We start from the raw sequence: 20,949 nt of genomic DNA, 5'->3' as shown, positions 1-20,949 counted from the left end.
GAACCTTTCCGACGGGGGCGCCGCTCGTTCGACGGGGTCAGAGACCGGCGAGGGTCCGCAGCACCCGTGACCAGGTGCCCGCCAGGTCGGTCACCGCCTCGTCGTCGAGGACCGCGTCGGGGCGGATCCAGTCGGCGTGCAGGACCGGGCCGTCCGGGCCGTCCACCGTGCGGACGATCACCGCCAGCGGGAAGCGCTGGCGCATCCCCGGCTCGACGGCGATGTCGAGCGCGTCGGACTCGTCGGCGAAGCCCCAGTCCCGGCGCTCGCGGCGGTCGAACCGGCCGAGGTAGTTGAACTCGATCTCGGGCAGCGGCAGCGCGGCCAGCACCGGCCCGGTCTCCGGGTTGAGGTGGCGCAGCAGCCCGTAGCCCAGGCCGTGGTCCGGCTCGGCGGCCAGGTGCTCGCGCAGCCGCTCCACCACCGTCGACGCGGTCCCGCCGTCGGTCACGGCGTCCGCCGGGTCCAGCCCGGAGGTGTCCACCGGCACCGGGCGGAACGAGGTGAACCAGCCGACCGTGCGGGACAGGTCGGCCCGGGGACGGACCGCCTCCTCCTCACGGCCGTGCCCCTCGACCGCCACCGGCAACAGGCCGGATCCGCCGGAGCCGCCGTGGCGGCGGCCCCAGTCGGTGACGGCGATGCCCAGGGCGGCGAGCAGGATCTGGTCGACGCTCGCCCCGGACACCCGCGGCACCGCGTGCAGCACCGCGTCCGAGACCGTCACCGGCAGCGCCGTCGAGTACACCCGGTTCGTGCCGTGCACGTCGCGTTCCGGGTCGAACGGCACCCGCAGCGGCAGCGTCTCCCGTCCGCCGGAGAGGACCTGTTCCCAGCGCGGCAGCTCGGCCACCCGGTCCGGGCGGACCGACTCGGCGGCCAGCAGCTGCGCCCACGTCCGGTACGACGTCGGGACCGGCGCCGGGTCCGGCTCGTCGCCGGCCCGGAGTGCGGTGACCGCACCGGCCAGGTCCTCCAGCAGGATCCGCCAGGTCACCCAGTCGACCGCCACGTGGTGCACCACCAGCAGCAGCCGTCCGGGTTCGTGGTCGCCGGAGCCGCAGAACACCGCGGAGAGCAGCATGCCGGTCCGCGGGTCGAGCCGGTCGCGTGCGACGAGTGCCTCCCGCGCCACCACCTCGCGCAGGTCCTCCCCCGCCGCCGGGACGACCGTCAGCGCGACGTCGGCCGGGTCGACGGCGCCGTCGGGGATCTCGAGCACCGCCCCGGAGCCGGGAGCCGCCCGGCGTGCACGCAGCATCCCGTGCCGCTCCACGACGGCCGCCAGCGCGGCCCGGAGCGTCGCCTCGTCGAGCCCGGCCGGGGTGTCGACGAGCACCGACTGGTTGAAGCCGTCGGTGTCGCCCTCGAGCTCGCGCAGCCACTCCAGGATCGGGATGCCGGGCACCGGGCCCGTCCCGGGATCGTGCGTCACGGGCTCGGCGACCGGCTCGGCGACGGCGGCCAGCGCGGCCACCGTGCGCTGCGTGAACACCGTGCGCGGCGTGACCACGAGCCCCGCCGCACGTGCGGCGGACACCAGGCGGATCGCGATGATCGAGTCCCCACCGAGGGCGAAGAAGTCGTCGTCCGCCCCCACCTCGGGCAGGCCCAGCAGCTCGGCGACGACGCCGGCGAGCACCCGCTCCCGCTCGGTCTCCGGAGCGCGGCCCCGTGTCCCCGAGTCCTCCGGCTCCGGCAGCGCGGCCCGGTCGATCTTGTTGTTCGGGGTGCGCGGCAGCGGGCCGTCCAGCGTCACCAGCGCCGCGGGCACCATGTGCTCGGGCAGCCGTTCACGCAGGTAGGCATCCAGGTCGTCCGGTGCGGAGCCGACCGGCACCACGTACCCGATCAGCCGGGTCACCGGCCCGCGCCGCTGCACGACGACCGCCGCCTGCGCGATGTCCGGGTGCCCGGAGAGCACGGACTCGATCTCACCCGGCTCGACCCGGTAGCCACGGATCTTGACCTGCGCGTCGGCCCGTCCGAGGAACTCCAGGGCCGGCCCGCCCGGCGAGTCGCCGTCACCGTCGCCCGGGTGCAGACGCACCCGGTCCCCGGTGCGGTACATCCGCTCCCCCGGCTCCCCGAACGGGCAGGCGACGAACCTCTCCGCGGTGAGCGCGTGCCGCCCGAGGTAGCCGCGGGCCAGGCCCGCCCCGGCGATGTAGAGCTCGCCGGGCACGCCCGGCGGGACCGGGACGAGCGCGTCGTCGAGCACGAACATCCGGGTGCCGGGGTCCGGCTGCCCGATCGGCGACCGGAACGGCGTGCCCGGCTCCGCGCGCCAGAGCGTCGAGTTGACCGTGGTCTCGGTCAGCCCGTAGGCCACGAACAGGTTCAGACGCTGCGACCACCGGTCGATCAGGTCCGGGGGCACCTGCTCGGTGCCCGCCAGCACGGTCATGCCCTCCGACAGCTCGGCGCCCTCGGGCAGCGCGGTGACCAGCGACGGCGGCAGCGCGCCGACGGTCACGCGGTTCTCGGTGAGGAAGTCGGTCAGCGCGTGGTCCGGGCGGCGGACCTCGTCCGGGGCCACGACCAGCGTGCCGCCGAGGCCCATCGCCATCACCACCTCGAACACCATCACGTCGAAGCCGGGCGAGGAGAACTGCAGCACCCGGCTGTCCTCGTGCACGCCGAGCGTGGTGTTCGCCAGAACGGCCAGCTCCTCCAGGCCCGCGTGGGTCAGAACCGTCCCCTTCGGACGACCGGTCGAACCGGACGTGTAGATCACGTAGGCGGCCCGCTCCGGGTCCGCCGGGACGGCCGGTGCGGGCGCCCCGTCCGCGGGGAGCGCGGCGGGGTCCAGGTACAGGTGCTCGACGCCGTCGACGTCCGGGAGGTCCGCTGCCGCCTCGGCGGTGGTCAGCACGAGCGGGGTCCGGGAGTCGGTCAGCTGGTGGCGCAGCCGCTCCGGCGGCAGCGCGAGGTCCAGCGGCAGGAACGCCGCACCGGCGCGGACCACGCCGATCAGCGCGGTCACCATCGCGGCCGAGCGCGGCATCGCCACGCCGACGATCGCGTCCGGGCCGACCCCGTGGGCGGCCAGGACACCGGCCAGCGCCGCCGAGCGGCGGTCGAGCTCGGCGTAGGTGATCTCGCCGTCGGCGTCGCTCAGAGCGACCGCGTCCGGACGACGGGCCACCTGCCCGGCGACCATCTCCGGCAGCGTGCGCGCACGCGGCGCCGGGTCCCCGGCGTCGAGGACCTCGGTCACCAGGTCCTGCTCCGCGGCGGAGGCGACCTCGATCCGGCGCACCGGCCGGGCCGGGTCGTCGACGACGGCGCGCAGCACCGCCGTCAGGCGCTCGCCGAGCCGGGTCACGGTGGCCTCGTCGAACAGCTCCGTGCGGTACATCAGCCGGCAGCGCAGCGGTTCGTCCGCCGCACCCTCCTGGAACTCGAAGACCAGGTCGAACCGCGCCTGGCCGACGGCGGCCGGCTCGTCGCAGACCTCTAGCCCGGGCAGCTCCAGTATCGGGGCCCCGGCGGCCTCGTTGCGGCCGCGGTAGGCGACGACGGCCTGGACCAGCGGCGTCGTGTCCAGCGTCCGCTCCGGGTTGACCGCGCGGACGACGGCGTCGAAGGGCACGTCGGCGTTCGCGAAGGCGGACAGGTCGGTGGCGCGGACCCGGCCCAGCAGGTCGGCGAAGCCGGGGTCGCCGGAGAGATCGGTGCGCAGCACCAGGGTGTTGACGAAGAACCCGACGACGTCGTCGAGGGCCTCGTCGGTGCGCCCGCTGATCGGCGCGCCGAGCGGGATGTCGGTCCCGGCACCGAGACGGTGCAGCAGCACCGCGACCGCGGCCCGGGTGAGCATGAACATCGTCGCGCCGTGCGCGCGGGCGAGCCGGCGCAGGTCCTGCGCCAGGTCCGGCTCGATGACCAGGTCGACGTCGGCGGCCGCCATCGTCGGGGTCGCCGGCTCGGCGCGGTCGGTGGGCAGCTCGATGCGTTCCGGGACGCCCGCGAGCGCGCCGGTCCAGTACGCGAGCTGGCGGGCCGAGAGGCTCCCCGGGTCCGCCGGGTCGCCGAGCAGGCGCTGCTGCCAGATCGCGTAGTCCGCGTACTGCACGGGCAGGGCCGGCAGTTCCGGGGAGCGCCCGGCCGCGCGGGCGGCGTAGGCCGCGGACAGGTCGCTCAGGAACGGCCGGTCGGAGCGCTCGTCGGTGGTGATGTGGTGCAGCAGCAGCACCACGACGTGGTCGTCGGTGCCGGTCACGTCCAGCAGGGTGACGTGCAGCGGGATCTCGGTGCCCAGGTCGAACGGCCGTCGCACCGCGTCGCGCACGACGGCGGCGACGTCGGCCTCGGCGACCGCGCGCCGGGTGAACGGCACGACGACGTCCCCGGCCGGGTGCACGACCTGCACCGGCTGCCCGTCGACGTCCGGGAACACCGTGCGCAGGGCCTCGTGCCGGGTGACGACGTCGCCCACCGCGGCCTGCAGAGCATCCGCGTCGAGGTCGCCCCGCAGGCGCAGCGTGAGCGGGAAGTTGTAGGACCCGCTCCGGCCGGCCTCGGTGTCGAGGCGTTCGACGATCCACAGCCGCTGCTGGGCCGGTGAGACCGGCAGCGGGTCCGGGCGCGGCATCGGTTCCAGGGCCGGCCGCGCCGGGCCCTGGTCCTCTTCGTCCGGGGCGCCGAGCGCCCGGGCGAGCGAGGCGACGCTCGGGTGGTCGAAGAGCTGGCGCGGGGTGAGCCGCACGCCCTTCTTCCGGGAGCGCCGGGCCACCTGGATCGAGCTGATCGAGTCGCCGCCGAGGTCGAAGAAGTCGTCGTCGACGCCGACCTCGTCGCGCCCGAGCACCTGCGCGAAGATCTCGCACAGCGCCCGCTCGACGTCGTTCGCCGGGGCCCGCGACGGGCCACCACCGGCCCGGGTGTCCGGCTCCGGCAGCGCGCGGACGTCGAGCTTGCCGTTCGCGGTCAGCGGCATCTCGTCGAGGACGACGAACGCGGACGGGACCAGGTAGTCCGGCAGCGCCGTCCGCAGGTCGTCGCGGACGGCGGTGACGACGTCGGCGTCGTCCCGGTCGGCGGCGACGAGGTAGGCGACCAGGCGGGTCGCCCCGCCGTCCTTCGCCGCGATCACGGCGGAGTGCGCCACCCGCGGGTGCTCGTCGATCTTCGCGGTGACCTCGCCCGGCTCGACGCGGTGCCCGCGGATCTTCACCTGGTCGTCGGTGCGGCCGAGGAAGTCGATCACACCGGTGCCGTCGGTGCGGCGTTGCACCAGGTCACCGGTGCGGTACATCCGCCCGCCGGTGGTCCACGGATCGGCGACGAAGCGCTCCGAGGTCTGGCCGAACCGTCCGGCGTAGCCGCGGGCGAGCCCGCTGCCGGCGATGTAGAGCTCGCCGGGCACCCCGTCCGGGACCGGGCGCAGCCACGCGTCGAGCACGTGCGCGACGGTGTTGGTGATCGGGCGCCCGACCGTCGGGGTGACCGAGTCCTCGGTGCCCGCGCCGAGCGTGTTGATCGTGTACTCGGTGGGCCCGTAGAGGTTGTAGCCGAGCACGCCCGGCGTCTGGCGCAGCGCGTCCCACACCGCGTCGGAGACGGCCTCGCCGCCGAGCAGCACCAGCGGCGGCGGGTGCGGGCCGGTCAGCAGGCCGGTCTCGAACAGCACCGTGGCGTAGGTCGGGGTCACGTTGACGACGTCGACGGCGTGCTCACCGCAGTAGGCGACGAGCGCGTCCGCGTCGCGGCGCAGCTCCTCGTCGCAGACGTGCACCTCGTGGCCCTCGACGAGCCAGAGCAGCTCCTCCCACGACATGTCGAACGCGAACGACACCGTGTGCGCGATCCGCAGCCGGCGCCCACCGGCCGAGGCGACGACCGGGTCGAAGATCTCGCGGCGGTGGTTGAGCTGCATGTTCGTCAGGCCCCGGTACGGGGTGACGACGCCCTTCGGTCTCCCGGTCGAGCCGGAGGTGTAGATCAGGTACGCGGGCCGGTCGAGGCGGTCCGGGACGTCACGGGCGAACGCGCCCAGCTCGTCGTCGGTCAGCGGGCCGGGGTCGAGCGCGGCCCTCGTGTCCGCGGTCGCGGGGTCGTCGAGCACCAGCGCGTCGACGCCGGACGGGGCCAGCGACCCCGCCATCGCGGCCACCGTCACCAGGCACACCGGGGACGCGTCGGCGAGCGTGCCGAGGAGGCGCTCCGCGGGGTGGTCGAGCTCCAGCGGCAGGTACGCCGCACCCGTGCGCAGCACCGCGAACAGCGCGACGACGGTCTCCACCGAGCGCGGCACGGCCAGCGCGACGACGGTCTCCGGCCCGGCTCCGTGCGCCCTCAGCAGGCGTGCGGTGCGGTTGATCGCCGCGTCGAGCCCGGCGTAGGTCAGACGGTCGTCCCCGCACACGAGCGCGAGGTCGTCCGGGATCAGGGCGGCGCGGTCGGCGAGCAGGTCGGCGACGGTCTCGGTGCCGACCTCGATCGCGCCGCCGTCACGGACGGCGGCCAGCGCCGCGCGCTCGGACTCCGGCAGCGGGTCCAGCCGTCCGGTCGGCGTGCCGGCGTCGTCGAGGACCTGGCGCAGCAGGGCGAGGTAGCGGTCCATGACGGCGGAGGCCGCGTCGTCGTCGAGGGCGTGCGAGAGCATCAGCTCCATCCGCTCGCCCGGGGTCACGATCATGTTCAGCGGGTAGTGCGTGCGGTCGACGACGTTCAGCGACCGGACGCCGTGCTCGTCGCGCAGCGCCTCGGTCCGCTCGTCACCGCCCTCGAGGCGGTAGACGAACAACGTGTCGAACAGCCGCCGGTGCCCGGAGATCCGCTGGATCTCCCCGAGCCCGACGAACTCGTAGGCCACCGTACGCAGCCGCTCGTCCTGCAGGCGGGCGAGCGCGTCGCGCACCGGCTCACCGGCGCGGAACCCCATCCGGACCGGCACCGTGTTCATGAACAGCCCGACCGCGGTCTCCACGTCGGGCACCTCGGACGTGCGCCCGGCGACGACGGTGCCGAACACGACGTCGGTGCGCCCGGTCAGCACACCGAGCGTCATCCCCCAGACGGCGCTGAGCACGCCGTTCGCGGTGACGCCGTGGGTGCGGGTGAACTCCCGCAGCCGCGCGGCGTCGTCGGAGGGGAGGTCGACGTGGAGCTCGGAGGTCGCCTCGACGTCCGGTGCGTCCGAGGTCGTATCGCCGACGAGGGTGGCCCCGTCGAGCCCGTCGAGTGCCTCGCGCCACGCCGCGGCGGCGCGTTCGGAGTCCTGCCGGGCGAGCCATCCCAGGTAGTCCCGGTACGTCCCGACCGGGCCGATCTCCCGTCCGGCGTAGGCGGCGAGCAGCTGCTCGATCACCAGCCACCCGGACCAGCCGTCCCAGAGCAGCTGGTGCCGGTTGATCACCACCCGGTCACCGTCGCCGGTGCGGATCACCAGGATCCGGAACAGCGGCGGGCGGGCGATGTCGAACGGGACCGCGCGGTCGGCGGCCAGTGCCTCCTCGACCCGGGCCTCGCGCTCCCCGGCTCCGACGTCGGACAGGTCGATCTCGGTGATCGGCGGGTCGAGGTGCCCGGCGACGATCTGCACCGGCCGGTCCAGGCCCTCGCTCGGGAACGCGGCCCGCACGGCCGGGTTCGCCGCGAGCACCTGCGCGCACGCCGCGTGCAGGCGCCCGGCGTCGACCGGGCCGGAGAGCTCGATCGTCTCCTGGATCGTGTAGACGTCCCGGCCGTCCTCCATCGAGGCGTGGAAGTACAGCCCGTCCTGCAGAGGGGACAGCGGCCACACCTCGGCGACCGGCACCGGGGAGTCGCGCCGGAGCCCTTCCAGCTGCTCGGCCGGCAGGTCGACCACGGGTGCGGGGATGGCCGCGTCGGAGCCGGAGAGCTCCCCCGCGGCAGCGGCGATCCCGGCCGGCGTCCGGCCGGTCAGCACGTCCTGCGGGCCGACGCCCAGCCCGGCGCGCCGGGCCCGGGTGGACACCGAGATCGAGGTGATGCTGTCGCCGCCGAGGGCGAAGAAGTCGTCGTCGGGTGCGCAGTCGTCGCGGCCGAGGACCTCGGCGAACGCGGCGCACAGCGCCCGCTCGGCGTCGTTCGCCGGTTCGCGGGCGGGCCCGGAGCGGGCCTGCTCCGGGGCGGGCAGCGCGGCCCGGTCGAGCTTGCCGCTGGGGTTGAGCGGCAGCGCGTCGAGCAGCACGACCGCGGACGGGACCATGGGCGGCGGCAGCTGCCCGGCGAGTGCGTCCCGGAGGTCGTCGGGATCCGTCTCCGGAGACGACGGGACGACGTAGGCGACGAGCACGTGCCCGGCGCCCTCGCGGCGCGCGACGACCGCCGAGCGCGCGACGCCGGGCAGGCCGGCGAGCACGGCGTCGATCTCGCCCGGCTCGACCCGGTTGCCGCGGATCTTGACCTGGTCGTCGCTGCGCCCCAGGTACTCCAGGACGCCGTCGCCGGCGCGGCGCACGACGTCCCCGGTGCGGTACATCCGCTCCCCCGGGCCACCGCGCGGGTCGGCGACGAACCGGTCCGCGGTCAGCCCGGCGCGGCCGTGGTAGCCGCGGGCCAGCTGGACACCGGCCAGGTACAGCTCGCCGGGGACCCCGTCGGGGACCGGGCGCAGGGCCGGGTCGAGCACCTGGACCCGGGTGTTGGCCACCGGTCGTCCGATCGGGACCGGCTCGTGCGGCGTCGCCTCCACCGCGTGGTGGGTGACGTCGACGGCGGCCTCGGTCGGCCCGTAGAGGTTGTGCAGCACGACGCCGGTCAGCTCGCGCCAGCGTGCCGCCGCGGCCGCGGGCAGGGCCTCGCCGCTGCAGAACACGCGGGTCAGGTCACGCGCCCACGAGACGTCGTCGGTCACGGTGCCCGCGGCGAGGAAGCCCTGCAGCATCGAGGGCACGAAGTGCATGGTGGTGATCTGTTCGCGGCCGATCAGCCCGGCCAGGTACTCCGGGTCGCGGTGCCCGTCCGGGCGGGCCAGCACGACCCGCGCGCCCTGGATCAGCGGCCAGAAGAACTCCCACACCGACACGTCGAAGCTCGCCGGGGTCTTCTGCAGCACCCGGTCGTCGGAGGTGAGGCGGTACTCGTCCTGCATCCACTCCAGACGGTTGACGATCGCCCGGTGACTCACCAGCACGCCCTTGGGGCGCCCGGTCGAGCCGGAGGTGTAGATCAGGTAGGCGGCGTCGTCCGGGTCCGGCTGATGACCGTCGTCGGACGACGGCGCCGGGCCCTGGGCTGCGGTGGGGACCAGCTCGATCCCGTCGGGGTCGACGCCGTCGAGCTCCGGGTGCACGGTGTCGACGACGACCGTGTCCACGCCCGCGTCGGCGACCATGAACCCGAGCCGCTCCGGCGGGTAGTCCAGGTCCAGCGGCAGGTAGGCCGCGCCGCTGCGCAGCACGCCGACCAGCGCGACCATCAGCTCGGCCGACCGCGGCACGGCCACGCCGACGACCCGGCCCGGACCGGCGCCGCGGGCGCGCAGCCGTGCGGCCAGCTCGGCGGTCCGGGCGTCCAGCTCGGCGTAGGTGAGGGTGGCGTCCTCGGCGACGACGGCCGTCGCGTCGGGGGTGCGCGTGGCACGGGCGGTGATCAGACCGGGCAGCGTCGTGGCCGGGACGTCGAGGTCGGCGCCGCGGTCCGGCGCGGTGTCGGGTCGCAGCGCGATCGAGCCGACGGTCGCGCCGGGGGTGCGGGCGAACGTGTCCAGGTGGCGGTCGAGCAGCTCCAGCAGCAGCTCGGCCGCCTCGCCGGAGACGCGGTCGGCGTCGAACTTGAGCGTCAGCCCCAGCTCGCGGCCCGGCGCGGCGAGCAGCGCGAGCGGGTAGTGGACGGCGTCGCGGACCTCCTCGCCGTGCAGGACCAGCCCGCCGTCGACGGACGTGTCCTCCGCGCGCGGGTAGTTCTCGACCACGACGAGGGTGTCGAACGGCTCGTCGCCGCCGGTCAGGCGCTGCAGCTCGCCGAGCCCGACCTGCTGGTGGTCCAGCAGTGCGGTGCGCGAGGTCTGCAGTCGGCGCAGCGTCGCCGACAGCGGCTCCCCCGCACGCAGGCGCACGCGCACCGGGACGGTGTTGATGAACAGGCCGACCGCGTCCTCGATCCCGGTGACGGGCGCGTCGCGGCCGGAGACGGTGCTGCCCAGGAGCACGTCGGAGGACCCGGTGAGCGCCCCGACGACGATCCCCCACGCGCCGTGCAGCAGCGTGGACAGGGTCAGCCCGTGGGCCCGGGCCTGTTCGGTCAGCGCGGCGGTGCGGCGCTCGTCGAGCTGCAGCTCCCGCTGCTCGTGCAGCCCCTCGCCCCGCCTGCCGGTGTCGTCCACATCGGACGACGGCGGCGGCAGGGAGGGCAGGAGGCGGGTGGCCTCGTCGATCCCGGCGAGCTCGTCGCCCCAGGCCGCCAGCGCCGCGGGGCGCTCGGCCGCGATCTCGCCGAGCCGGTCGAACCACGCGCGCAGGCCCTCGGCCGGAGCGTCCCCGGTGGGCTCGGCGCCGGCGGTGCGTTCCAGGATCTCGCGGACGAGGAGCGCGACCGACCAGCCGTCGAGCACGGCGTGCTGGAACGTCAGAGCCAGGTCCGCCCGCCCGGGTCCGGTGTGGACCAGAGCGGCCCGCAGCAGCGGGGGCTGCGCGAGGTCGAAGCGCCGGACCCGCTCGGCGTCGAGGAGGGCGGCCCGGTCCGCGGCCGGACGGCCCGTGAGGTCGGCCTCGGTCCAGGGCAGCTCGACGTGGGCGGCGACCGCCTGCACGATCCGCCCGTCGGCGCGCTGGGCGAACCCGGCGCGCAGCTGCGGGTGGCGGTCCAGCGACGCCTGCACCGCGGCGCGCACGACGGCCCCGTCGACCGGGCTCCCGCCGGCGGCGCCGAGGTGGAACACCTTCTGCACGGTGTAGACGTCCGGGCCGGACGTGCCCAGCGCGGCGTGGAAGAAGAAGCCCTCCTGCAGCGGCGACACCGGGCCGACCGCGACGATCTCGCCGAGCCCGGCCAGCGCCTCGCGCGCGGTGTCGTCGAGCTCGACCGCGGGGACGGCCGGGGCGGCCGCCCCGTCCGGCCGGGCCGGGGCGCCGCCCGTGCGTCCACGGGCCTTGCGCGCGGTCGCGACCCCGGCCAGCTCCTGCACCGTCGGGTGGTCGAAGACCTGGCGCGGGGTGAGCCTCAGGCCCGCCTCACGGGCGCGGCGGGTGAGCTGGATCGAGCTGATCGAGTCGCCGCCGAGGGCGAAGAAGTCGTCGTCGACGCCGATCCCGGGGAGGTCGAGCACCTCGGAGAACAGCGTGCACAGCAGCTCCTCGCGCGGCGAGGACGGCGCCCGGCCCCGCACGAGGGAGGTCAGGTCCGGCTCGGGCAGCGCGGACCGGTCGATCTTGCCGTTGGTCCCGACCGGCAACGCGTCCAGCAGCACGACCGCCGCCGGCACCATGTGCTCGGGCAGCCGGTCGCGCAGGTGCTCCCGCAGCTCGCCCGACAGGTCGCCCGGGTCCGCCGCCGTGCGCGGAACCACGTAGGCGACCAGGCGCCGCTCCCCCGGCCGCGGCTCGCGGACCTGCACCGTGACCTGGTCGACGCGCGCGTGGGCGGCCAGTACCGACTCGATCTCACCGGGCTCGATCCGGAACCCGCGGATCTTGACCTGGTCGTCGGTGCGCCCCAGGTACTCCAGCGAGCCGCCCTCGTCGGAACGCACGACGTCACCGGTGCGGTAGAGGCGCCCGCCGGGCGGGCCGAACGGGTCGGCGACGAACCGCTCCGCGGTCAGGTCCGGGCGTCCCAGGTAGCCGCGCGCCAGACCGGTCCCGCCCAGGTAGAGCTCGCCCTCCTCGCCGGCGGGCACCGGGCGCAGCTGCTCGTCGAGCACGTGGACGTCGGTCTGCGGGTCGGCCACGCCGATCGGCACGGTCGGCCCGCGACGGCCCGGGTCGCACTCCCCGAGCGTGGAGTTCACGGTGGCCTCGGTCGGCCCGTAGGCGTTGAGCATCACCCGGCCGTGCCCCCAGCGGGCCACCAGCTCCGGCGACACCCGCTCGGTGCCGGCGAGCAGCGTCGCCGGCGGCAGCGTCACGTCGTCGGGCATCGCGGCCAGCAGCGCCGGCGGCAGCGCCATGACGGTGATCGCGTGCGCGGTGATGTACCCGGCCAGCTCCGGGCCCGGGGCCCGCAGCTCGGCGGGCACCATCACCAGCCGACCGCCGGAGAGCAGCGCCATGCACAGTTCCCAGAACGCCAGGTCGAAGCCGGTGGCCGCGAACGCCAGCACCCGGGCGTCCGATCCGACCTTCAGCCGCTCGGTCTGGGTGGCGACGAGCTTGGCCACCCCGGTGTGGGTCAGCACCACGCCCTTCGGACGGCCGGTCGACCCGGACGTGTGGATCACGTAGGCGGCGTTGCGGACGTCGAGCTCGGGCAGCGGGTGCGGCTGCGCGGAGGCGATCTCGGCCGCGTCCTCCCTGTCGTCCAGGACGACGGTGACGACGCCGTCGGCCAGGTCCCCCAGCGCGTCCACGGTCGCGGTGGTCCCGACCAGCACCGCCGGCCGGGCGTCGTCGAGGACCAGCCCGGTGCGGGCGGCGGGCTGGTCCGGGTCCACCGGCAGGTACGCGGCACCGGCCCGCAGCACCGCGACCATCGCCACCACCAGGTCGATCCCCCGCGGCACCGCCAGCGCCACCGTCCGCTCCGGCCCGGCACCCCGGTCGGCGAGCACCGCGGCGAGACGGGCCGTCCGGTCGTCGAGCTCGGCGTAGGTCAGCTCGGCGTAGGGAAGGCCGGACGGCGTCGGCGCCGACTCCGTACCCGCCGGCGAGGAGCCGTCGGGTGCCGGGGTTCCGAAGCACACCGCGACGGCGTCCGGTGTCGCGGCGACCTGTTCGGCGAACAGCCGGGGCCAGGTCGCGATGTCGGTACCGGGGTCGGACGAGGTGGGCAGGGTGCGGGTCACGACAGCGCTCCTGGGCGGTTCGGGGGCGTGGTGGCGGCGGAGACGGCTCAGCTGCTGCCGGCCTCGGTGCGCTCGACCAGGCTGCGGGGCCGCAGGTCCGTCCAGTTCTGCTCCACGTACTCCAGGCAGGACGCCTTGTCCGCCGGGCCGTGCACGACCGTCCAGCCGGCCGGCACCTCGGCGAACGTCGGCCAGAGCGAGTGCTGGCCCTCGTCGTTCACCAGCGCGTGGAACGTGCCGTTCTCGTCGTCGAAGGGGTTCGTGGACATGGCTTCTCCCGGGATGTCGTGACGTGAGAGGTGGAGGCGGGCCGTCAGCGGCCGGTGTGCGCGACGCCCGGCAGCTCGGCGGCGACGCCGTCGGTGGCGGGCACACCGGCCGGGCGGCCCGACCCGGAGTCGCCGCCGGTGACGATCGACCCGGCGATCTCGCCCGAGCGCACGGCCACGTTGGACAGCAGCGTCGAGGAGATGCCGTGGGTGTGCTCGGTGGGGCCCTGCAGGTAGATGCCCGCGGTGACCGGGGTGCCGTCGGCGAGCGCCTCGGTGCCCACCCGGTAGTCGCGGCGGACGTCCAGGCGCCCGGCCACGTCGCGCCCGCAGGCCTCGGGCAGGCCACCGCCGAGCAGCCAGAGCGGGTCGCCCGCCCGGTAGCCGGTCGCGTAGACGACGACGTCGGCGGTGATCACCTCACGCTCGCCGTCGATCAGCGACTCCACGGCCAGCTCGACCCGGTCGTCGACCTCGACGACGTCGGCCACCCGGGACACGTTGCAGAACTTCAGGCGCTCCTTGCCGGCCACCCGCTCGTGGTAGTGCGTCCGGTAGAGGCCGTCGATCAGCTCCGGGTCGACGACCGAGTAGTTCGTGTTCGCGTGGTAGCCCAGGATCATCTCCTTGACCCCGTCCGGCGCGGTGTAGAAGTCGTCGACCGCGCCCGGGTCGAAGATCCGGTTCGCGAACGAGCTGTCGTCGGCCGGGCTGTAGCCGTAGCGGGCGAACACCGCGTAGACCTCGGCGTCGGGGAACGTCCGGTGCAGGTACTCGACGGTCTCGGCGGCGCTCTGCCCGGCGCCGATGACGGCCATCCGCTTCGGGGCCGTCCCGACGAGGTGCGGGGCCCGGTGCAGCAGGTCCTTGTTGTGCCAGATCCGGGCGCCGGCGGTGATCCCGCGCGGCAGCGCCGCGGTCAGCCCGGTGGCCAGCACGACGTTGCGGGCGCGACGGCGGACCGTCCCGCCCCCGTGGCGGTAGACGACCTCGACCTGTTCCACCGAGCCGCCCTCGGACCGCACCGGCACGATCTCCTCGACCTCGGAGCCGTAGTCGACCCGGTCGGTGAACCGCGACGCGGCCCACTCGAGGTAGTCGTGGAACTCCAGCCGGGTCGGGAAATTGCTCCCGTAGTTGATGAAGTCGACGAGGCGGTCGCGCTCCTTGAGGTAGGACAGGAACGAGAACGAGCTGTTCGGGTTCCGGATCGTGACCAGGTCCTTGAGGAAGGAGACCTGCATCGTCGCGTCCTCGATCAACATGCCCCGGTGCCAGCCGAACTTCTCCTGGCGTTCGACGAACCGGGCGGTGATCCTGTCCTCGGGGGCGGCGGTGGCGTTGTGCTCCTCCAGCGCGATGGCCAGCCCGAGGTTCGACGGTCCGAAACCGACACCGATCACGTCGAGTACCTCGTGCCCGGGCCGGGCGGTCACGTTCACCATCGTCATCCTCTCGAGCGCCGGTGGGTCGACGCATGGTCGGCATGCCTCTGCTAAGGCCAGGCTAACTGGATCATGCCGACGGGCGTGCCGCCTAGAGGGTGAGGAACATTGGGCCCAACGGAGCAGAATCCTCGCAGATCGGAACCGGTGGACGTCGTCGACGTCACATTCCGTTAACGACGCGCGGAGGGTCTCCGAGGCTCAGCCGGGGTCGTCCGCGAGCAGGACCCGGGCCAGGTCCTTCCACTGCGCCAGCATCGAGTCGCCGGCGGGGTCGCGCGGGTCGAAGGTGTAGGTCAGCGCCGTACCGCGCATGGACGTCAGCAGCAGGTCGCGTAGTTGCTTGAAACGCGGACGCGCGGCGAGCTCGTCGCCGAACATGCGGGCCATCGACGCCCGGATACCCGCGCCGAGACGGCGTTCCTCGGGGCGCAGCGCCTCGGCGATCTCGCCGTTGGCCCGGGCGGCCGTCCACAGCTCGACCGAGGCCCAGAAGTGCGGTTCGGAGAAGCTCTCCCAGAGCAGCTCGATCACGCGGTCCGCGCGTTCCCAGGGGCCCACGGGAACCGGACCGCCGTCGAGCAGACGGGTGATGCGGTCCTCGGTGTCGGCCACCCGTTTGACCGCGAGGTGCTGTGCCGCGGCCACGAGGAGCCGGTCCCGGGACGGGAAGTGGTGGAGCAGCCGACCGCGGGAGACTCCGGCGGACCCCTGGATGGTCAGGGTGGTCGCGCCGGAGTACCCGCCGTCGATCAGGCACGCGACGGCGGCGTCCAGGATCCGGGCACGGCTGTCGGAGGACCGCTGCGCCCGGGTCCTGGGGACCGACACGTCGTTCGTCGCCATCGTGGAGATCGGTCTACAGCCCGAGGCCGCGACCGATCACCTCCTTCATGATCTCGGTGGTGCCACCGTAGATCCGGGTGATGCGCGCGTCGGCGTAGGCCTTCGCGATCGGGTACTCGTTCATGTAGCCGTACCCGCCGTGCAGCTGCAGGCAGCGGTCGACGACCCGGCCCTGCAGCTCGGTGCACCAGTACTTCGCCTTCGACGCGTCGACCGCCGTCAGCTCGCCGGCGTTGAGTGCGCGCACGCAGTCGTCGACGTAGTGCTCGGCGATGTCGATCTCGGTGTCCATCTCGGCGAGGACGAACTTGGAGTTCTGGAACGAGCCGATCGGCGAGCCGAACGCCTTGCGCTCCTTGACGTAGGCCAGCGTCTGGTCCAGCGCCGTGCGGGCCGCCGCGACACCCGCGACCGCGATCGACAGGCGCTCCTGGGGCAGGTTCGTGACCAGCTGCGTGAAGCCCTGGCCCTCCTCGCCGCCGAGCAGGTTCGCCACCGGCACCTTGACGTCGGTGAACGAGAGCTCCGCGGTGTCCTGGGCGTGCTGGCCGAGCTTGTCCAGGTTGCGGCCGCGCTCGAAGCCCTCCATCCCGCGCTCGAGCACGAGCAGGCTCATGCCCTTGTGCTTCTGCGACGGGTCGGTCTTCACCGCGGTGATCATCAGGTCGGCGTTGATCCCGTTCGTGATGAACGTCTTCGCGCCGTTGACGACGTAGTGGTCGCCGTCGCGGATCGCCGTGGTCGACATCGATGCCAGGTCCGAGCCGATGCCGGGCTCGGTCATCGCGATCGCGGTGATCAGCTCCCCGGAGGCGATGCCGGGCAGCCAGCGCTTCTTCTGCTCGTCGTTGCTGTAGGCGAGGAAGTACGGCAGCACGATGTCGGTGTGCAGGGTCAGGCCCAGCCCGGCCGCGGACGCGTTGGCGCGCATCAGCTCCTCGACGATGACGGCGTTGAACCGGAAGTCCTTGATGCCGCCGCCGCCGAACTCCTCGGGGATCTCCATCCCCAGGAAGCCGGAGCTGCCCGCCGTGGTGAACAGCTCGCGCGGAACGATGCTGTCGCGTTCCCACTGCTCCAGGTTCGGAGCGATCTCCTTCTCGACGAAGGCGCGGTACGCCTCGCGGAAGTCGGTGTGGTCGGACTCGTAGAGCGTGCGCTTCATGGTGGGTGTGCCTCCTACCGCGGGGTCATGCGGATGGCGCCGTCGAGACGGATGGTCTCGCCGTTGAGCATGGGATTGGCGACGATGTGCGCCGCGAGCTGGCCGTACTCCGACGGCTGCCCCAGGCGCGAGGGGTGCGGCACCTGCTTGCCGAGCGACTCCTTGACGTCGTCCGGGAGCCCGCCGAGCAGCGGGGTCTCGAACAGGCCCGGAGCGATCGTCACCACGCGGATGCCGATGTTCGCCAGGTCACGCGCGATGGGCAGCGTCATGCCGACGATCCCGCCCTTGGACGCGGAGTACGCGGCCTGACCGATCTGGCCCTCGAACGCCGCCACCGAGGCGGTGTTGACGATGACGCCGCGCTCGCCCTCGACCGGGTCGGACTGCGAGATCCGCTCCGCGGCGAGACGGATCACGTTGAACGTGCCGATCAGGTTGACGTTGATGACCTTGGTGAAGTCGGCCAGCGGGAACGGGCCGTTCTTGCCGACGGTCTTGATGCCGTTGCCGATGCCGGCGCAGTTCACGGCGACGCGCAGCGTGCCCAGCTCGGCGGCGACGTCGAGCGCGGCGGAGATCTGCGCCTCGTCGGTGACGTCGGCCGGGGCGAAGCGGACGCTGTCGCCCAGCTTGTCGGCGACGGCCTCACCGGCCGAGGAGGGCAGGTCGACGATGACGACCTTGCCGCCGGCCTCGACGAGCTTCTCGGTGGTGGCCAGGCCCAGGCCGGACGCGCCACCGGTGACGAGCGCGACGGCTCCGTTGATGTCCATGGGTGCGGGTTCCTCCAGTGATCGGGGAGCACACGCGGGCCGCCGCCGCGACGACGGCCCACGTGCAGAGGGTGAGGACTTACAGGAGCTCGAGGATGGTGGCGTTGGCCTGGCCGCCGCCCTCGCACATGGTCTGCAGGCCGTAGCGGATTCCGTTGTCGCGCATGTGGTGCACGAGCGTGGTCATGATCCGCGCGCCGGAGCCGCCGAGGGGGTGGCCCAGCGCGATCGCGCCGCCGTTCGGGTTCAGGGCCGAGGCGTCGGCGCCGATGTCGGACAGCCACGCGAGCGGGACCGGCGCGAACGCCTCGTTGACCTCGAACGCGCCGATGTCGCCGAGCGAGAGGCCCGACTTCTTCAGGGCCTTCTCCGTCGCCGGGATCGGCGCGGTCAGCATGATGACCGGGTCGGCGCCGGCGAGCACCGCGGTGTGGATGCGCGCGATCGGGGTCAGGCCCAGCGCCTTAGCCTTCTCGCTCGTCATCATCAGCAGTGCGCCGGAGCCGTCGGAGATCTGCGAGGAGTTGCCGGCGTGGATGACGCCACCCTGGTCGGCGTCCTTGAACACGGTCTTGAGCTGCGCCAGACCCTCGAGGGTCCCGCCGCGGCGGACGCCCTCGTCGGCGGTGACGCCGGCCAGCGGGGCGATCTGGCCGTCGAAACGGCCGTCGTCCTGCGCGGCGGCGGCCTTGGCGTGCGACTCCAGCGCGAACTCGTCGAGCTGGGTGCGCGAGTGGCCCCACTTCTCGGCGATCATCTCCGCGCCGACGCCCTGGTTCGGGGACGCGTTGTAGCGCTCCATGTACGACTCGCCGTACGGGTCCATCCCCATGGTCCCGGAGAACATCGGCACCCGGGTCATCGACTCGACACCACCGGCGACGGCGACGTCGTACTGCCCGGCGATCAGGCCGGCCGCGGCGAAGTGCACGCTCTGCTGGCTCGACCCGCACTGGCGGTCCACGCTCACGCCGGTCACCGTCTCCGGGAACCCGGCGGCGAGCGCGGCGTTGCGGGCGATGTCCATGGTCTGCTCGCCGACCTGCGACACGCAGCCCCAGATGACGTCCTCGATCTCGGCCGGGTCGATGCCCGAGCGCTCGACCAGGGACCTCAGCACGTGCGCGGAGAGGTCCACCGGGTGCGTCCCGGCGAGACCGCCCTTGCGCTTGCCCACCGGGCTCCGCACCGCTTCCACGATGACTGCGTCTCGCATGTGCCCACGCTCCTTCGCGACGGGTGCGGCGCCCGTACGGCGCCGTCGACTCGTCCGCGACGGTATCACCGAAACAGTCAGCACTGACTGTCACGGTGGGTGCGAGCCACGTCACGACCCGATCACCCGGGCCGACCACCCGGGCCGACCACCCGGGCCGACCACCCGGGCCGGCCGGGCGCTCAGCCCGCGATCGCGTCCAGCTCGGCGACGATCTCCGGCGTCAGCTCCAGGTCGGCCGCGGCGACGTTCTCCCGCAGGTGCGCGACCGAGGACGTGCCCGGGATCAGCAGCATCGTGGGCGAGCGCTGCAGCAGCCACGCCAGCGCGACCTGTTGCGACGACGCCCCGACCCGCGACGCGACGTCGTCGAGCACGCCGGACTGCACGGGGGTGAACCCGCCGAGCGGGAAGAACGAGACGTAGGCGATGCCGTCGCGGGCACAGCGGTCGACCAGGGCGTCGTCGCCGCGCTGAACGAGGTTGTAGAGGTTCTGCACGCAGACGACCGGTGCGATCAGCTCCGCCTCGGCCAGCTGGATCTCGGACACGTTGCTGACGCCGAGGTGGCGGATCAGGCCCTTGCCCTGCAGCTCGGCGAGCGCGGCGAACGGCTCGCCGAGCGAGGTGGCGCCCTCGTCCATGACCCGCAGGTTGACGACGTCGAGGGCGTCGACGCCGAGGTGGTCGAGGTTGTCGTGGACGGCCCTGGTGAGGTCCTCCGTCGACAGGGCCGGGTCCCACGAGCCGTCGTCGCCGCGGAAGGCATCGACCTTGGTGACGATCCGCAGGTCTGACGGGTAGGGGTGCAGCGCCTCGCGGACCAGCTCGTTGACGACGTAGGGGCCGTAGAAGTCGCTGGTGTCGATGTGGGTGACGCCGAGCTCGACGGCCGTGCGCAGCACCGCGATCGCCTCGTCGCGGTCACGGGGCGGGCCGGACACACCGGGTCCGGCGAGCTGCATGGCGCCGAATCCCATCCGGGTCAGGGTGAGGTCGTCGGCAAGGGTGAGCGTCGGTGTCATGACCCCACTGTCACCCTTTCGTGGACCCTGCGCCCGACACTCCCCTCCCCCTCCCTCCGGACCCCCGGGCCCCGACCTCCGGCACTCCGAAGGGAGCCCTCGGGGCGCCCCGAGCAGCGAGGGGACCCCGTGGGACCGCCCCGCTGGCGCCGATCCCGCACCCGGCTCCACAGGGACGCGCGGCCCGTCGACGCGAGGGGACCCTTCGAGACCGTCGAGTGCACGAAGGGATCCTCCGGGACCCGACGCCGTGCCGGTCACCGGCCGCGCGGGTGCCCGGCGACCGGCTTCGTGATCGGGCACACAGCCCGCTACCCCGTGCGTAATCGATTTCGCAATGCAACACTGATCTTGAGCATTGCTCACGACTTTGGAGGTTCGCGATGACATCCCCGACGACCGGGCACACCCCGACCGGCGGCAACTCCGTGGCCGGACCGTGGAACATCACGACCAGCGTCGGACTGACCGCCCTCGCGGTCTCGGCGGCCCGCGCGGTGGAGAACACCCGCGACGACGCGCTGGTGCACGACCGCTACGCGACCGACTTCGTGCACGCGGCGAACCCGAGCCACCCGCTGCCGACGACCACGGCGGAGGTGGACAGCGAGGCCTGGGTCTCGATGGTCGACTTCATGGCCGTCCGGTCGCGGGCCCTCGACGACCTGCTCCTCGACGCCACCCGGAGCGGGATCGACCAGGTCGTCGTCCTCGCCGCGGGGCTCGACGTCCGGGCCCAGCGGCTCGACTGGCCGGCCGGCACCACCGTCTTCGAGATCGACCAGGACCAGGTGCTCGACTTCAAGCAGCAGGTCCTCGACGCCGACGGCGCGACACCGTCCTGCACCCGCCGCGCGGTCCCGTGCGACCTGCGCGACGACTGGCCCGCCGCCCTGGCCGACGCCGGGTTCGACCACGCGAAGCCCACCGTGTGGCTGGCCGAGGGCCTGCTGCCCTACCTGCCCGCGCAGGCCGAGGCGGACCTGTTCGCCGCGGCCGACAAGCTCTCCGCCCCGGGCAGCCGGATGGCGGTCGAGGCACTCGGCCTCGACGTCGCCGACCGCTTCCTGGACAGCCCCGAGGTCGCACAGATGGGCGCGTCCATGGGCTGCGACATGCGCGAGCTGTGGAACACCGAGCGCCGGACCGACGCCCCCGACGAGCTGCAGGGCCTGGGCTGGACGGTGAGCCACCGGACCCTCGGCGAGCTGGCGTCGTCGTTCGACCGGACGCTGGGCGGGTCGTTGCGCGACATCATGGCCGCGAACCGGATCATCGACGCCCGGCGCTGAGC

The 20,949-nt window shown here is 73.8% G+C and carries 9 protein-coding genes; 1 reads left to right on the top strand and 8 read right to left on the bottom strand.

The window, feature by feature from the left end; genetic code table 11:
* Positions 1-37: 37 nt before the first annotated feature.
* From EV383_RS14340 to EV383_RS14310, 8 genes are all read right to left on the bottom strand, one after another.
* Entirely contained in the window at positions 38-12,913 is a 12,876-nt protein-coding gene (locus EV383_RS14340) for a non-ribosomal peptide synthetase (RefSeq protein WP_165438350.1), read from the bottom strand.
* Between the two features lie 47 nt (positions 12,914-12,960).
* Positions 12,961-13,182 carry an MbtH family protein gene (locus EV383_RS31180; RefSeq protein ID WP_165438349.1) on the bottom strand — a complete coding sequence of 74 codons (222 nt, stop codon included), beginning with the start codon at positions 13,180-13,182 and terminating at the stop codon, positions 12,961-12,963.
* Positions 13,183-13,226: 44 nt separating this feature from the next.
* Positions 13,227-14,627 (bottom strand): lysine N(6)-hydroxylase/L-ornithine N(5)-oxygenase family protein, encoded by a 1,401-nt coding sequence (locus tag EV383_RS14335; protein ID WP_130290379.1) that lies wholly within the window; start codon positions 14,625-14,627, stop codon positions 13,227-13,229.
* A gap of 201 nt (positions 14,628-14,828) precedes the next feature.
* Entirely contained in the window at positions 14,829-15,473 is a 645-nt protein-coding gene (locus tag EV383_RS14330) for a TetR/AcrR family transcriptional regulator (RefSeq protein ID WP_130290378.1), read from the bottom strand.
* 13 nt (positions 15,474-15,486) lie between these two features.
* On the bottom strand, positions 15,487-16,638 hold the full coding sequence (locus EV383_RS14325; protein ID WP_130290377.1) for an acyl-CoA dehydrogenase family protein: 1,152 nt from the start codon (positions 16,636-16,638) through the stop codon (positions 15,487-15,489).
* Between the two features lie 14 nt (positions 16,639-16,652).
* Positions 16,653-17,414 (bottom strand): 3-hydroxyacyl-CoA dehydrogenase, encoded by a 762-nt coding sequence (locus EV383_RS14320; RefSeq protein WP_130290376.1) that lies wholly within the window; start codon positions 17,412-17,414, stop codon positions 16,653-16,655.
* 79 nt (positions 17,415-17,493) lie between these two features.
* Positions 17,494-18,630, bottom strand: a complete 1,137-nt coding sequence (locus tag EV383_RS14315) for a thiolase family protein (protein ID WP_130290375.1) — start codon at positions 18,628-18,630, stop codon at positions 17,494-17,496.
* A 182-nt stretch (positions 18,631-18,812) separates the two neighbouring features.
* On the bottom strand, positions 18,813-19,655 hold the full coding sequence (locus tag EV383_RS14310; protein ID WP_130290374.1) for an oxidoreductase: 843 nt from the start codon (positions 19,653-19,655) through the stop codon (positions 18,813-18,815).
* Between the two features lie 383 nt (positions 19,656-20,038).
* Here EV383_RS14310 and EV383_RS14305 point away from each other — a divergent pair, with 383 nt between their 5' ends.
* Positions 20,039-20,947, top strand: a complete 909-nt coding sequence (locus EV383_RS14305; protein ID WP_130290373.1) for an SAM-dependent methyltransferase — start codon at positions 20,039-20,041, stop codon at positions 20,945-20,947.
* Positions 20,948-20,949 lie beyond the last annotated feature (2 nt).

Source organism: Pseudonocardia sediminis (assembly GCF_004217185.1).
GTDB classification, from domain to species: Bacteria; Actinomycetota; Actinomycetes; order Mycobacteriales; family Pseudonocardiaceae; genus Pseudonocardia; species Pseudonocardia sediminis.
The sequence above is the reverse complement of the archived record's forward strand: the minus strand, read 5'-3'. Positions and strand labels throughout refer to the sequence as shown.

Excerpts from the sequence above, each read along its gene's own strand:
- EV383_RS31180 (WP_165438349.1), bottom strand. The coding sequence starts at position 13,182 with ATGTCCACGAACCCCTTCGACGACGAGAACGGCACGTTCCACGCGCTG.
- EV383_RS14335 (WP_130290379.1), bottom strand. The coding sequence starts at position 14,627 with ATGGTGAACGTGACCGCCCGGCCCGGGCACGAGGTACTCGACGTGATC.
- EV383_RS14330 (WP_130290378.1), bottom strand. The coding sequence starts at position 15,473 with ATGGCGACGAACGACGTGTCGGTCCCCAGGACCCGGGCGCAGCGGTCC.
- EV383_RS14325 (WP_130290377.1), bottom strand. The coding sequence starts at position 16,638 with ATGAAGCGCACGCTCTACGAGTCCGACCACACCGACTTCCGCGAGGCG.
- EV383_RS14320 (WP_130290376.1), bottom strand. The coding sequence starts at position 17,414 with ATGGACATCAACGGAGCCGTCGCGCTCGTCACCGGTGGCGCGTCCGGC.
- EV383_RS14315 (WP_130290375.1), bottom strand. The coding sequence starts at position 18,630 with ATGCGAGACGCAGTCATCGTGGAAGCGGTGCGGAGCCCGGTGGGCAAG.
- EV383_RS14310 (WP_130290374.1), bottom strand. The coding sequence starts at position 19,655 with ATGACACCGACGCTCACCCTTGCCGACGACCTCACCCTGACCCGGATG.
- EV383_RS14305 (WP_130290373.1), top strand. The coding sequence starts at position 20,039 with ATGACATCCCCGACGACCGGGCACACCCCGACCGGCGGCAACTCCGTG.